General features: G+C 59.0%; 11 protein-coding genes and 2 pseudogenes. 3 read left to right on the top strand and 10 right to left on the bottom strand.

The window, feature by feature from the left end:
* The 3 genes from GSM73_RS27865 to rpsU form a co-directional block, all read right to left on the bottom strand.
* Positions 1 to 595, bottom strand: a 595-nt coding sequence (locus GSM73_RS27865) for an RNA polymerase sigma factor region1.1 domain-containing protein (protein WP_306110029.1), incomplete at its 3' end; no start/stop codon positions are given.
* A gap of 67 nt (positions 596 to 662) precedes the next feature.
* A complete protein-coding gene (gene dnaG, locus GSM73_RS23020; RefSeq protein ID WP_160893926.1) occupies positions 663 to 2,621 on the bottom strand; it encodes a DNA primase in 1,959 nt (652 codons plus the stop codon).
* Positions 2,622 to 3,097: 476 nt separating this feature from the next.
* The gene (gene rpsU / locus GSM73_RS23015) at positions 3,098 to 3,313 is read right to left on the bottom strand and encodes a 30S ribosomal protein S21 (RefSeq protein ID WP_002551877.1); all 216 of its coding nucleotides are present in this window, start codon (positions 3,311 to 3,313) and stop codon (positions 3,098 to 3,100) included.
* A gap of 199 nt (positions 3,314 to 3,512) precedes the next feature.
* On the opposite strand from rpsU, the gene tsaD reads away from it, so the two are divergent.
* On the top strand, positions 3,513 to 4,538 hold the full coding sequence (gene tsaD / locus GSM73_RS23010) for a tRNA (adenosine(37)-N6)-threonylcarbamoyltransferase complex transferase subunit TsaD (RefSeq protein ID WP_047228081.1): 1,026 nt from the start codon (positions 3,513 to 3,515) through the stop codon (positions 4,536 to 4,538).
* A gap of 10 nt (positions 4,539 to 4,548) precedes the next feature.
* Here the strand turns inward: tsaD and plsY are convergent, their stop codons facing one another.
* Positions 4,549 to 5,118 (bottom strand): glycerol-3-phosphate 1-O-acyltransferase PlsY, encoded by a 570-nt coding sequence (plsY, locus tag GSM73_RS23005; RefSeq protein WP_160893924.1) that lies wholly within the window; start codon positions 5,116 to 5,118, stop codon positions 4,549 to 4,551.
* 74 nt (positions 5,119 to 5,192) lie between these two features.
* Here plsY and folB point away from each other — a divergent pair, with 74 nt between their 5' ends.
* Positions 5,193 to 5,546 carry a dihydroneopterin aldolase gene (folB, locus tag GSM73_RS23000; protein WP_018607238.1) on the top strand — a complete coding sequence of 118 codons (354 nt, stop codon included), beginning with the start codon at positions 5,193 to 5,195 and terminating at the stop codon, positions 5,544 to 5,546.
* Positions 5,537 to 6,064: a 2-amino-4-hydroxy-6-hydroxymethyldihydropteridine diphosphokinase gene (folK, locus tag GSM73_RS22995; RefSeq protein WP_047228079.1), complete on the top strand. Its 528-nt coding sequence runs from the start codon at positions 5,537 to 5,539 to the stop codon at positions 6,062 to 6,064. The genes folB and folK overlap by 10 nt, the downstream gene beginning before the upstream one ends.
* A gap of 107 nt (positions 6,065 to 6,171) precedes the next feature.
* Here folK and GSM73_RS22990 read toward each other — a convergent pair whose 3' ends face one another.
* From GSM73_RS22990 to GSM73_RS27860, 6 genes and pseudogenes are all read right to left on the bottom strand, one after another.
* The gene (locus GSM73_RS22990; RefSeq protein WP_047228078.1) at positions 6,172 to 7,398 is read right to left on the bottom strand and encodes a multifunctional CCA addition/repair protein; all 1,227 of its coding nucleotides are present in this window, start codon (positions 7,396 to 7,398) and stop codon (positions 6,172 to 6,174) included.
* A gap of 63 nt (positions 7,399 to 7,461) precedes the next feature.
* Positions 7,462 to 9,026, bottom strand: a pseudogene (locus tag GSM73_RS22985) (SpoVR family protein).
* Entirely contained in the window at positions 9,023 to 10,294 is a 1,272-nt protein-coding gene (locus GSM73_RS22980) for a YeaH/YhbH family protein (protein ID WP_047228076.1), read from the bottom strand. Before GSM73_RS22980 ends, GSM73_RS22985 begins: the two are co-directional and overlap by 4 nt.
* Before the next feature lie 113 nt (positions 10,295 to 10,407).
* Positions 10,408 to 12,330 (bottom strand): PrkA family serine protein kinase, encoded by a 1,923-nt coding sequence (locus GSM73_RS22975; protein WP_047228075.1) that lies wholly within the window; start codon positions 12,328 to 12,330, stop codon positions 10,408 to 10,410.
* 299 nt (positions 12,331 to 12,629) lie between these two features.
* Positions 12,630 to 12,958: pseudogene (gene glpE, locus GSM73_RS22970) on the bottom strand (thiosulfate sulfurtransferase GlpE).
* 33 nt (positions 12,959 to 12,991) lie between these two features.
* The coding region (locus GSM73_RS27860; protein ID WP_256677066.1) for a symmetrical bis(5'-nucleosyl)-tetraphosphatase at positions 12,992 to 13,500 on the bottom strand (509 nt) is incomplete at its 5' end.

The following is a 13,500-nucleotide window of genomic DNA, read 5'->3' as shown; positions in this document are numbered from 1 at the left end:
CGTCATCGGTGTCGTCGTCGGCCTTGGCGGCTTTCGCGTCGATCGGCGGCGGCACTTCGGCTGCAGGCGGCGCGATACCGTCGTCCGGGTCGATGTAACCGCTCAGGACGTCGGACAGGCGGCCACCTTCGGTGGTGACGCGGGTGTACTCGGAGAGAATATGGTCAACCGTGCCAGGGAAGTGCGCGATTGCGCCCATCACTTCGCGGATGCCTTCTTCAATGCGCTTGGCGATTTCGATTTCGCCTTCACGCGTGAGGAGCTCTACCGTACCCATTTCACGCATGTACATGCGCACGGGATCGGTGGTGCGACCAATGTCGGTCTCGACCGCTGCCAACGCTGCGGCCGCTTCTTCAGCGGCCGCCTCGTCGGTATCGGCGTCGGCCAGCATAAGGGCATCCTTATCTGGAGCAACCTCGAATACGTTGATCCCCATGTCGTTGATCATGCGGATGATGTCTTCCACCTGTTCCGGATCTGAAATATCCTCCGGCAGGTGGTCGTTGACCTCCGCGTAAGTCAGGTAGCCCTGCTCACGACCCAATAGGATCAACTCTTTGATACGAGACTGCTGTTGCGCTTTTCCGGACATAACACCCTATCCACTGAAGGTCTTGGCGGGCAAAAAACAAGCCGAGGATTATACCTGAGCTGTGACCTCACGCGCCAGTTGAGGTCGGGTTTGATGCGCAAACATTGCGGCTGAGTAAATCGCGCAATTGGTTTTTCTCTTCGCTGGTCAACTCGCTCTGGCGAGCTTTTCGCAGAAGTTGTTCCAGATTTCGCTCGCGTTGGCGGGCGGACAAGCTAGTAATGGTGTCGAAAAACTGTTGTTCAAGGTTGTCTCCATCAATCAACCATTCCTTCTCGGCCAGGGCCTTCAACAGGCGCCCTTGTTCGGTGCCGTGCCACCGGGCGATCAACTGGAAAGAGTTAAGTTTGGGGTTCTTCTGCACGGCTTCAAGGAGTGCGATCAGCAATTGCGTATTGCTGTGGTCCTCGGCGGCGAAGTGCCCAGCGTCCTCGACCTTTTCAGCCAGTTGCGGGTGGTGCAGCAAAGTCCGCAGGGCGGCCAGTGTTGGTGGTTCGACGGCGGCCGGCACGCGCGGGGCACGTGGCTGGTCGCGATCGCCGCGCTTACCGTTCTTGTCCCAGGGTTTTTTGTCCCATTTCTTGCCGCCGCTGCCCGGTTTCTTGGGTGTCCATTCCTGCGCAGGCGCGTAGTCCTGCTGAGGTTGATGATAGTCGGCGAAATCCGGCATCGCGTCGTAATCAATGCCTGGGTCGTAAGCCGGCGGTGCTTCCTGGGGGGCGCTGTGGGCCAACTGATTGACCGCTTCGCTGTTCAGGCCGGTGATTTCGGTCAGACGCTGACGCATCAGTGTGCGCAAGTTGGCGCCGGGTACCTTGTCGATCAACGGTGCCGCGAGGGTGGCCATATGAGCCTTGCCTTCGAGGGAGCGTGGATCGGCTTCTTCGGTCAACTGCTGGAAAAAATAATCGGCCAGCGGTTGCGCGTGCTGGTTGATCCGCGCACGGAAAGCATCGGTGCCTTCGGAGCGCACCAGGGTATCCGGGTCCTCGCCCTCGGGTAAAAACAGGAAGCGCGCTCGCCGCCCATCCTGCAGGCATGGCAATGTCGCTTCCAGTGCTCGCCAGGCGGCATTGCGGCCGGCCTGATCGCCGTCGAAGCAGAACAGCACGCTGGGCACGACGCGAAACAGGCGCTTCATGTGCTCTTCGCTGGTGGCGGTGCCCAGGGTCGCAACGGCATTGCGCAAACCTTGCTGGGCCAGGGCGATCACGTCCATGTAGCCTTCGACGACGATGATTTCGTCGAGGTTGCGGTTGTTCTTGCGCGCTTCGTACAGCCCGTAGAGTTCCTGTCCTTTATGGAATACCGGGGTCTCCGGGGAGTTCAGATACTTGGGTTTGTCGTCGCCCAGGACCCTGCCGCCAAACGCGATGATCCGTCCGCGCGTGTCACGGATCGGGAACATTACCCGGTCGCGGAAGCGATCATAGCGCTTGCCGGTTTCGGCATTCTCGATCAGCAGGCCGGCGTCGATCATCGCGCGCTGCTGCAAGGTGTCGCTGCTTAAGTGCTTGTACAGATTGTCCCAGCCGGGTGGGGCAAAGCCGAGGCCGAAATCCCGGGCGATTTCCCCGGTCAGGCCGCGGCCCTTTAGATAATCCACGGCTGCCTTGCGGGCAGGATGGCTTTTGAGGGCCTGGCGATAAAAATCGGCCGCCGCAGTCAGCAATGGGTAGAGCGGCGAGTCGGTGGGTTGGCGCGGTTTGTGCGCTCGGCCACTTTCCTCGCGGGGAATTTCCATGCCGGCGGCTTTGGCCAGTTCTTCGACAGCCTGGGGGAAGTCCAGGTTGTCGTGGTCCATGATGAAGCCGAGGGCATTGCCGCCAGCGCCACAGCCGAAACAGTAGTAAAACTGTTTGTCGGGGCTGACGCTGAAGGACGGGGTCTTTTCCTTGTGGAACGGGCAGCAGGCCGTGTAATTCTTGCCGGCTTTTTTCATTTGCAGGCGAGAGCTGACCACATCGACGATGTCGGTGCGGTTCAGGAGGTCGTCAATAAAGCTCTGGGGAATCAGCCCGGCCATGGCGTTCTCATCATCACTGCGCGAAATATGGACCCGAAATCAGCAGGCGTAACCGACTCTTGGTCTTGAGGCACGGTAAAACGGTGGCTCGACCGGGTCGTCTGCATCATCGCTGTCGGGAAGTGTATCTGCCGATAGTCCACTGACGTTAATCACTAATCAGTATTCGACTGTTTGAATATGTTGCGCTGAGTCCGGTAACGGCCGTTCAGGCCTCGGATCATCAGGCGGGCACGCAAGCAGGTGCCTTGGGCTGATCGTCGTTAGAGGAATCAGGGTGTGCTCGTCAGTAGCCTTGGAAGGCTCGTCAGAAGAGACGTGCACCGCTGGCAAAAGAGCCAGGTCTGACGTGGTAAAGCAGGTTGTCTCGGTCGCATGTGCGACTTTGACAGTGAAGCATCAAGCGTTTTCCGCAAATGCCATAAGCCCGGCTTGAGGGCCGGGCTTGGCAGAAGCTTGCTACGGACGTCTGTGTATTAGTACAGACGTACGGCGCGGCGCTGTTCGCGCTGAACTTTCTTGGCGTGACGCTTAACAGCGGCTGCTGCTTTGCGCTTACGCTCGGAAGTCGGCTTCTCGTAGAATTCGCGGCTACGAACTTCAGCCAGAACACCGGCTTTTTCGCAGGAGCGCTTGAAACGACGCAGAGCTACGTCGAAGGGTTCGTTCTCTTTTACTTTGACGGCTGGCATCCAGAGCTACCTTCATTCATTACCGGGGTCAACATCCTCGCGGCAAAAGAGCACTTGAAGACGTCGGTTTTTAAGGGTTGCGGATGTTAACCCCTCATCGCTCGGAATGCAAAGCCTCTGATCGAAAACCGCTGGTCGGGGCACAACGCGACGACTATTATGCGCGCCTTCGAATTCAGCCTCTACAAGGCGCAAACCCATGCTAGTACTGGGATTAGAAACCTCCTGCGACGAAACCGGTGTCGCATTATACGACAGTGAACGCGGCCTGTTGGCCGATGCGCTGTTCAGCCAGATCGACCTGCACCGCGCCTATGGCGGCGTGGTGCCCGAGCTTGCGTCCCGCGATCACGTCAAGCGCATGCTGCCCTTGATTCGCCAGGTCCTGGCCGAGGCCGGCTGTGTGCCGACCGAGATCGACGCCATTGCCTACACCGCCGGGCCGGGCCTGGTGGGCGCGCTGCTGGTGGGTGCTTCCTGTGCCCAGGCGCTCGCCTTCGCCTGGGGTATCCCGGCCTTGGGTGTGCATCACATGGAAGGTCATTTGCTGGCGCCGATGCTGGAGCCGCAACCGCCTGAGTTTCCGTTCGTCGCTTTGTTGGTCTCTGGCGGTCATACCCAGTTGGTCCGGGTCGATGGCATCGGCCAATACGAACTGTTGGGGGAAACCCTGGACGACGCTGCCGGTGAAGCCTTCGACAAGACCGCGAAGATGATGGGCCTCAATTACCCGGGCGGACCGGAAATCGCACGGTTGGCGGCCCACGGAGTGGAAGGGCGTTTCGTCTTCCCGCGGCCGATGTGTGACCGCCCCGGCCTGGATTTCAGCTTCAGCGGCCTGAAAACCTTCGCCCTGAACACCTGGCAGCAATGCGTCAGCGCCGGAGACGACGGCGAGCAAGCCCGTTGCGACATCTCGCTGGCGTTCCAGCAGGCGGTGGTGGAGACTTTGACCATCAAGTGCAAGCGCGCCCTGAAACAGGCCGGACTCAAGCGTCTGGTGATCGCTGGCGGAGTCAGTGCGAACAAGGCTTTGCGCGTGTCACTAGAGAACATGCTTGGCAGCATGAACGGCGACGTTTACTACGCCAGGCCGGAGTTCTGCACAGATAACGGGGCGATGATTGCCTTCGCCGGATGCCAGCGTTTGCAAGCCGGCCAGCACGAAAGCCTGGCAATCAGCGTGCAGGCGCGCTGGCCCATGGAGCAGTTGTCACCGCTGTAGGGCGTATGGATTAAAAATGCCGTTCGCGCCCGGCAAACAGGTCGCGTAGATTGCCCCGGTGGCGCCAGACGATCAGTGCAACGAGTGCCGTCACCGGCAGCAAGGCCGCCGGCTCCTGCCAGGCCAGCAATGGCAGAATCAGCGGTGTGGCGATCAGGGCGGCCAGGGAGCTGGTGCGGGTCAGGTAGAACGTCAGCAGCCAGGCAGCGACGGCCAGCAGGGCGGCGGGGGGATACAGACCCAGCAGCATGCCGGCGGCGGTGGCGACGCCCTTGCCGCCGCGAAAGCGAAAGTACAGCGGGAACAAGTGACCGATGACGGCGCAGACACCGATCCAGGCCTGTTGCTGCAACGAAAGTCCTGCAAGATTGGCGAGCAGAACCGGGACAAGGCCTTTGCAGAGGTCGCCAAGCAAGGTCAGGATGGCAAGTTTGCGTCCGGCCAGGCGCAGCATGTTGGTGGCGCCGGCATTGCCCGAGCCACTCATTCGCGGATCCGGGCGACCGGTCAGGCGGCTGAGCAAAATGGCGAAGGACAGCGAGCCGAGCAGGTAGGCGAAAGTCGCCAGTAACCAAAACATGCTAACTATTCCGGGCGAGGACGCCCTGATTCTAACGGCGCATTGCGCCCTTGTCGTGCTGCGGAGAAGAGTGCTTGGACAGAGTGTTTATCGAAGGCCTGGAAGTCGACACGGTCATTGGTGCCTACGACTGGGAGCGCGGCATCCGCCAGTGTCTGCGGCTGGATCTGAGTTTCGCCTGGGATAACCGTCCGGCCGCCGCCGGCGATGACCTGACCCTGGCGCTCGACTACGCCAGCGTATCGTCGCGCATCCAGGCATTTGCCGAGCAAGCCCAGTTCCAATTGGTCGAGACCTTTGCCGAACGACTGGCCCAGGCGCTGATGGACGAGTTCAAGATTACCTGGCTGCGCCTGAAAGTGACCAAGCCCGGCGCTGTGCCGGCCGCCAGTGGCGTGGGCGTGGAGATCGAGCGCGGATGTCGCTGACTCAGGTTTTTCTCGGGCTCGGCAGCAATATCGAGCGCGAAGCCCACTTGTGCGCAGGTCTTGAAGCCCTTGCCGGTTTCCTGGTGGACATACGCTGTTCGGCGGTGTTCGAGAGCCAGCCGGTGGGGATCAAGAGCGGGCCTTTTTTCAATTTCGTCGTAGCTGCCTACACGGATCTGCCGCTGATGGAGCTGGACCGTCGCCTCAAGTTCATCGAAGCAGACAACGGTCGTTATGCGCCGGACCGTAAAGGGCTGCCGCTGGATATCGACGTGTTGTTGTATGGCGAGCAGGTCGGCAATTTCGACGGCTTGATCCTGCCCCGCGCCGAAATTCTCAAGAACGCCTTTGTCCTGTGGCCATTGTCGTTGATTGCACCCGATCGGATACATCCTGGCGTAGGCAAAAGCTTCGCGACTTTGTGGGATGAGTCGCAGATTGACCAGGTGTTGGCTCCGGTGGCTTTTGAATGGCGGGGTGTACCGCTCACGCCTTTGGAGCTGCTGTCAGGCCTCTGACGTCATCGCGAGCAGGCTCGCTCCGACATTGCGCCTGAGCGGCCCGCGATGCCTGTGGGAGCGAGCCTGCTCGCGATGGCCGAGATGCAAGCCGACACAAAGCTTTCTCAGCTCGCCGCGTCTTTATACGCTTTCAATGCCCGAAGACGCTCACGCTTGATCGCCTCGCCCAATTCAGGTCCCTTGAAGCCTTTTTCCAGCAAGGGCTGCACCGCTACTCCGCGTGCGGCCGCTGCCGCTCCACGCAGGTAATCCGCCTGTGGATAACTTCGACTCTCCAGGCCCTTGCGGCCGCGCGCATCCATCTCGCACGCGGCGATGAACTCCTCGAAGCGCTGAGGGCGGCGATACACGTCAAAACTCTGCAACAGCTCAAGCAAAGTGGATGCCTTCAGCTCAAGCGCACGATGGCCGTGGGTATGGTATTGACCGACCAATAAAGCCAACTCCTGACAGTCGCGCGGTGCCTTGAAACGTTCATTGACCGCCTTGATCAGCTTCAGGCCCGTGTGTTCATGGGCGATATGCCGGGGCCATTCGTGCGCGGGCGTCAGGCCTTTGCCCAAGTCATGCAGCAGGCACGCCCAACGAACTGTCAGGGGCTGTTCATGCAGCGCGGCCTGCTCCAGCACGCTCAGGGTATGGACGCCGGTGTCGATTTCAGGGTGATGGGCCTCGGGTTGCGGCACGCCGAACAGTGCATCCACCTCGGGCATCAAGACTTTGAGGGCTGTGCAATCGCGCAGGACCTGGATAAACACCTGCGGTTGTTTTTCCATGAGGGCGCGGGAAATTTCTTTCCAGCTGCGTTCGGCGGTCAAGGCTTGCAGTTCGCCCGAGTCGCTGAGCTGGCGCATCAGTTCCAGGGTTTCGTCCGCCACTTTGAAACCGAGCGGAGCATAGCGCGCGGCAAAGCGGGCAACCCGCAGGACCCTGAGTGGATCTTCGGCGAACGCGGGGGAAACATGGCGTAGCAGGCGGGCTTTGAGATCGCGTTGGCCGTGATACGGGTCGGTAAGATTGCCATGGTCATCTTCGGCCATGGCGTTGATCGTCAGGTCCCTGCGGATCAGGTCTTCTTCGAGGGTCACTTCAGGGCTGGCGTGGAACACGAAGCCGCCATAACCGCGGCCACTTTTGCGTTCGGTGCGGGCGAGGGCGTATTCCTCCCCGGTCTTGGGATCAAGGAATACCGGAAAGTCAGCTCCCACCGGGCGAAAGCCCTTGGCGAGCATATCCTCGGCCGTAGCCCCCACCACGACCCGATCAATGTCGGTGACAGGAATGCCCAGCAGGCGATCGCGAACGGCGCCGCCGACTTTATAGATCTGCATAAAAAACCTCCGTTGGTCTGACAGGATAACCTTTGCGCCAGGCCTTCGGAGGTGAAAACGGGTTCAAAGATGAATGACAGCCAAGTCCAACCGGCCATAATCTCCTTCGGTTTGCTCGGTTCTGGGGGCACGTGATGGGTTTTCATCACCTGCTCGCCTTGCAGGGTTTCGAGATGGATGTCGAAACCCCAGAGGCGGTGCAGGTGCTTGAGGACTTCATCGGTTGAGTCGCCCAACGGTTTGCGATCATGCGCCTGATGGCGCAGCGTCAGCGAGCGATCGCCCCGGCGATCGATGCTGTAGATCTGAACGTTGGGTTCGCGGTTGCCCAGGTTGTATTGCGCCGCCAGTGTCTCGCGGATGACGCGATAACCGCTTTCATCGTGGATGGCAGGCACCAGCAGGTCATCTTTCTGGTCATCATCGAGGATGCTGAACAGTTTCAGGTCGCGGATGACCTTGGGCGAGAGGTACTGGAGGATGAAGCTCTCGTCCTTGAAGCTGCTCATGGCGAATTTGATAGCGGACAACCAGTCCGAGCCGGCGATGTCCGGGAACCAGCGCCGATCCTCCTCTGTGGGGTTTTCACACATGCGCCGGATATCGCGGTACATGGCAAAGCCCAGTGCATAAGGGTTGATGCCGCTGTAATACGGGCTGTCGAAACCGGGCTGGAACACCACGCTGGTGTGGGACGTGAGGAACTCCATCATAAAACCGTCGGTGACCAGGCCTTCGTCGTACAGGTCGTTCATGAGCGTGTAATGCCAGAACGTGGCCCAGCCTTCGTTCATGACCTGGGTCTGGCGTTGCGGATAAAAATATTGAGCGATCTTGCGCACGATGCGCACGATCTCCCTCTGCCACGGCTCCAGCAGCGGAGCGTGTTTTTCAATGAAATAGAGGATGTTTTCCTGAGGCTCGGCAGGGAAGCGCGCGTTGTCTTTCTCGCTGTACTTGTCGGCCCCTTTGGGAATGGTGCGCCACAGATCGTTGATCTGCTTTTGCAGATGTTCTTCGCGATCCTTTTGACGCCGGCGTTCTTCTTCGGCGGAAATCGGATACGGTCGTTTGTAGCGGTCCACGCCGTAGTTCATCAGCGCGTGGCAGGAGTCCAGCAGGTCTTCCACGGCATCGATGCCGTGACGCTCCTCGCATTGCATGATGTATTGCTTGGCAAATACCAGGTAATCGATGATTGAGCTGGCATCGGTCCAGGTGCGAAACAGGTAATTACCCTTGAAGAAGCTGTTGTGGCCGTAGCAAGCATGGGCCACCACCAAGGCCTGCATGCAGATGGTGTTTTCTTCCATCAGGTAGGCGATGCAAGGGTCGGAGTTGATCACGATCTCATAGGCCAACCCCATCTGGCCGCGGCTGTAGGACTTCTCGGTACTGAGGAAGTGCTTGCCGTAGGACCAGTGGTGATAGCCCAAAGGCATGCCGACCGACGCGTAGGCGTCCATCATCTGCTCGGCGGTGATCACCTCGATCTGGTTCGGGTAAGTGTCCAGGGCATAACGGTCCGCGATACGGCTGATTTCCCGGTCGTAGGCCTGGATCAGCTCGAACGTCCATTCGGAGCCGGTGGAGATGGGTTGACGCTTCTGCTCTTTTTTGGCGGTCATGTCACTAACCTGCGCTGGAAGAGTTCACGGAAGACCGGGTAGATGTCCCCGGCCGAGACCAGTTGCTGCTGGGCAAATGTGTCGGAAAACGCTTCGGCAATGCGTTCATATTCGTACCACAAGGCCTGATGTTCCCGTGGAGTAATTTCCACATAGGTGTAGTACTGGACGAACGGCATGATCTGGTTGATCAGGATGTCGCGGCAAATGGGTGAATCATCGTTCCAGTTGTCGCCGTCGGACGCCTGGGCGGCGTAGATGTTCCATTCATTGGCCGGATAGCGTTCGGCCATGATTTCCTGCATCAGCTTCAGGGCACTGGAAACGATCGTGCCGCCGGTTTCCCGGGAATAGAAGAACTCCTCTTCGTCGACTTCCCTGGCGCTGGTGTGGTGGCGGATGAACACCACATCGATCTTGTCGTAGTTCCGTTTGAGGAACAGGTACAACAGGATGAAGAAACGCTTGGCAATATCCTTGGTGGCCTGGGTCATGGACCCCGACACGTCCATCAGGCAGAACATCACGGCCTTGGAGCTGGGGTTGGGTTGTTTCACCAGCAGGTTGTACTTGAGGTCGAAGGTATCGAGAAATGGCACACGGTGAATCCGCGCGCTAAGTTTTTCGATCTCCGCTTCCAGCTCCTGAATATCGCCAAAATTGTCGGGTTCTTCGCGCTTGAGGCGGGCGAGCTCCTCCTTTGTCTCGCGCAACTTTGCCCGGCTGCTGCCAGACAGCGCGATGCGCCGGGCATGGGCCGAGCGAAGCGTACGGATAATGTTGATACGCGAAGGATTGCCTTCATTGCTGATGCCGGCGCGCACCGTCTTGAACGTATCGGTGCCGGTCAGGTTGCGCTTGACCAGATTCGGCAGCTCGAGGTCCTCGAACATGAACTCCAGGAATTCCTCCTGGGTAATCTGGAACACGAATTCGTCCATGCCCTCGCCGGAGTTACCGGCCTTGCCCGGACCTCTCCCGCCACCTCCGCCTTGCGGACGCGGAATGTGTTCGCCGCTGGTGAATTCCTTGTTGCCGGGGTGCACGACAGTCTGTTTGCCGCCACGCCCGTGGTGAAGCACCGGCTCGTCGATGTCGCGTCCGGGGATGCTGATCTGCTCGCCATGTTCCATGTCGGTAATGGAACGGCGACTGACCGCCTCTTCGACGGCCTTCTTGATATGGTCGCGGTAACGCCGCAGAAACCGCTGGCGGTTCACCGTGCTTTTGTTCTTGCCATTAAGGCGTCGGTCGATCACATAGCTCATAGGTGGCCCTCTGGGCAGCTTCAAGTTCTCAGCTTCAAGCTGCAAGCCGCAAGCGCAGGGACGGTGAGCGCCCCTGCAGCTCAAGGCTTGAAGCTTGCCGCTGCTTCACTGCCTCACTGCGATTTCCGGACCCGCAGGTACCACTCGGAGAGCAGTCGTACCTGTTTGTCGGTGTAGCCACGTTCGACCATGCGTGTGACGAAGTCGTTGTGTTTTTGCTGGTCCTCCTTGCTGGCCTTGGCGTTGAAACTGATGACTGGCAGCAGGTCTTCGGTGTTGGAGAACATTTTCTTCTCGATGACCACCCGCAGCTTCTCGTAGCTGAGCCAGGTCGGGTTCTTGCCGTTGTTGTTGGCCCGGGCCCGCAAGACGAAGTTGACGATTTCGTTGCGGAAATCCTTGGGGTTGCTGATCCCGGCCGGTTTCTCGATTTTTTCCAGTTCCTCGTTCAGCGCCACGCGGTTGAGGATTTCGCCGGTTTCCGGATCGCGGTATTCCTGATCCTGGATCCAGAAGTCCGCGTAAAGCACGTAGCGATCGAAGATGTTCTGCCCATATTCGCTGTAGGACTCCAGGTACGCGGTCTGGATTTCCTTGCCGATGAACTCGATATAACGCGGAGCCAGATACTCCTTCAGGAAACGCAGGTAACGCTCGCGGGTTTCCGCCTGGAATTGTTCCTGCTCGATCTGCTGTTCCAGCACATACAGCAGGTGAACCGGGTTGGCTGCGATCTCGTGTGGATCGAAGTTGAAGACCTTGGACAGAATCTTGAAGGCAAACCGTGTGGACAGACCATTCATCCCTTCATCGACTCCCGCGTTGTCGCGGTATTCCTGGATCGACTTGGCCTTCGGATCAGTGTCCTTGAGGTTCTCACCGTCATAGACGCGCATCTTCGAATAGATGTTGGAGTTTTCCGGCTCCTTCAGGCGCGACAGCACCGTGAACTGGGCAAGCATCTTCAGTGTGTCGGGGGCGCAGTGGGCCTTGGACAACGAGCTGTTGAACAGCAGCTTGTCGTAGATCTTGACCTCATCGGTGACTCGCAGGCAGTAGGGCACCTTGACGATGTAGATCCGGTCGATGAAGGCTTCGTTGTTCTTGTTGTTGCGGAAGGTGTGCCATTCCGATTCGTTGGAGTGCGCCAGCAGGATGCCGCTGAACGGAATCGCCCCGAGGCCTTCAGTGCTGTTGTAGTTGCCTTCCTGGGTTGCGGTCAGCAGGGGGTGCAGCACTTTGATGGGCGCCTTGAACATTTCGACGAATTCCATCAGGCCTTGGTTGGCCCGGCACAGCGCACCCGAATAGCTGTAGGCGTCGGCGTCGTTTTGAGGAAACTCTTCCAGCTTGCGGATATCGACCTTGCCCACGAGGGCCGAAATGTCCTGGTTGTTTTCATCCCCCGGTTCGGTCTTGGCCACCGCGATCTGGTTGAGGATCGAAGGGTAGAGCTTGACCACCCGGAACTGGCTGATGTCACCGCCGAACTCGGCCAGGCGCTTGGTGGCCCATGGCGACATGATGGTATTGAGGTAGCGGCGCGGAATACCGAAGTCTTCCTCCAGAATCGCGCCATCTTCGGTAGCGTTGAACAGCCCCAGGGGGGATTCGAACACGGGAGAACCCTTGATGGCGTAGAAGGGCACCTTTTCGATCAGTTCCTTGAGCTTCTCGGCCAGGGACGATTTACCGCCGCCGACGGGACCAAGCAGGTACAGGATCTGTTTCTTTTCTTCCAGACCCTGAGCTGCGTGGCGGAAATAGGACACGATCTGGTCGATGCACTCTTCCATGCCATGGAAGTCCTGGAAGGTCGGATAGCGGCGAATCACCTTGTTGGAAAAGATCCGCGAAAGCCTCGAATTGGCCGAGGTATCCAGCAGTTCCGGTTCTCCGATTGCCAGCAACAGGCGTTCCGCAGCCGATGCGTAGGCGCTGCGGTCCTGCTTGCAGAGATCGAGGTATTCCTGCAGCGAGTATTCCTCCTGCCGCGTGGACTCGAAACGTTGCTGGAAGTGGCTAAAAATACTCATGACGTCACCTCGCTCGATACGTGGAGCCGGTGTCGGATCAATCAGTCGATGCTGGTCGGCCGCTGGGAACCCAGCTGCCGTTTACCCCCCAGAATGCTTTCAGAAATGCCGTCTCCTGAAAGCTGTCTCCCGATGAACCCGCGCGCCGGTGTACCGGCTCTCCCCTGTTTTGGATGGCCTGAGGCTAAGGATAGTTCGGAATCGGAGAGGTAAAGGTTGAATGCGTAATTAGTTGTGGCAGACCGTTCGTCCGCCATCACCCAAACCCGCGGTTCACGTGGGCTTGGGCGTCATAAAAATTATTCCGGGTTACCTGGGGCTGTTTCTGCAGGATAAGTCGTGCGCCACAGCTCAAAACCGCCGTCCAGGCTATAGACATCGGAGAAGCCTTGGCTGACCAGGTAAGCGGCTGCGCTCTGGCTGGAATTGCCGTGATAACAGACCACCACCACGGGGGCATCGAGGTCCGCATTGCGGATGAAATCGGAGAGGGAGTGGTTATCCAGATGGGTCGAGCCGCTGATGTGCAGGGCGGCGAAGGTGGCCGGATCTCGAACGTCGACGACAACCGCGCCTGTTTCACGCAGGGCCTGGGCCTGCTCTGGGGGATGCGTTTAAAAGCGGTCATTTGGGACTCCTGTAGCCTGACGCGCGGCATCGATCAAACGATGGTAGCGGCCGTTACTGATGCAATGGTCGGATGATGAAGGGATTTGGCGTGACCCTGTTCGTCACACTCGCAACGCAGTTGCTCGCCAGAGTCGACGTTCATCAGCGTCATCGCGCTACCCCATACGCATCCGGTGTCGAGGGCGAAAACCCCAGGTTCGTCGGATTGGCCTTCCAGTGCCGCCCAGTGCCCGAAAATGATCTTCAGATTACGGGTCTTGCGCTCTTTGTGTTTGAACCAAGGGGCGTAGCCAGGTGGCGCGGTCTCGATGCCTTCCTTGCCCTTGAGGTCCAGCTTACCGTCGCGGGTGCAGAAGCGCATGCGGGTGAAATAATTGGTGATGACTCGCAGACGGGCGGTGCCGGTGAGATCGTTGTCCCATTTGACCGGTTCATTGCCGTACATGCCATCCAGGTAGGGGCCGAACAGGTTGTCGTCGCGCAGCGCGTGTTCGACTTCGCCGGCGTACTTGAGCGCCTTGCGCAAGGACCACTGGGGTG

This window comes from Pseudomonas sp. PICF6, from assembly GCF_009831705.1.
Classification (GTDB): domain Bacteria; phylum Pseudomonadota; class Gammaproteobacteria; order Pseudomonadales; family Pseudomonadaceae; genus Aquipseudomonas; species Aquipseudomonas rhizophila.
Note: the sequence above shows the minus strand (reverse complement) of the source record. Positions and strands in the feature narration are given on the sequence as shown.

Bases quoted from the DNA above. Each gene is read 5' to 3' on its own strand.
- rpsU (WP_002551877.1), bottom strand. From the start codon at position 3,313: ATGCCAGCCGTCAAAGTAAAAGAGAACGAACCCTTCGACGTAGCTCTG.
- folK (WP_047228079.1), top strand. From the start codon at position 5,537: ATGTCGCTGACTCAGGTTTTTCTCGGGCTCGGCAGCAATATCGAGCGC.
- GSM73_RS22980 (WP_047228076.1), bottom strand. From the start codon at position 10,294: ATGAGCTATGTGATCGACCGACGCCTTAATGGCAAGAACAAAAGCACG.
- dnaG (WP_160893926.1), bottom strand. From the start codon at position 2,621: ATGGCCGGGCTGATTCCCCAGAGCTTTATTGACGACCTCCTGAACCGC.
- tsaD (WP_047228081.1), top strand. From the start codon at position 3,513: ATGCTAGTACTGGGATTAGAAACCTCCTGCGACGAAACCGGTGTCGCA.
- GSM73_RS22975 (WP_047228075.1), bottom strand. From the start codon at position 12,330: ATGAGTATTTTTAGCCACTTCCAGCAACGTTTCGAGTCCACGCGGCAG.
- plsY (WP_160893924.1), bottom strand. From the start codon at position 5,118: ATGTTTTGGTTACTGGCGACTTTCGCCTACCTGCTCGGCTCGCTGTCC.
- GSM73_RS22990 (WP_047228078.1), bottom strand. From the start codon at position 7,398: ATGCAGATCTATAAAGTCGGCGGCGCCGTTCGCGATCGCCTGCTGGGC.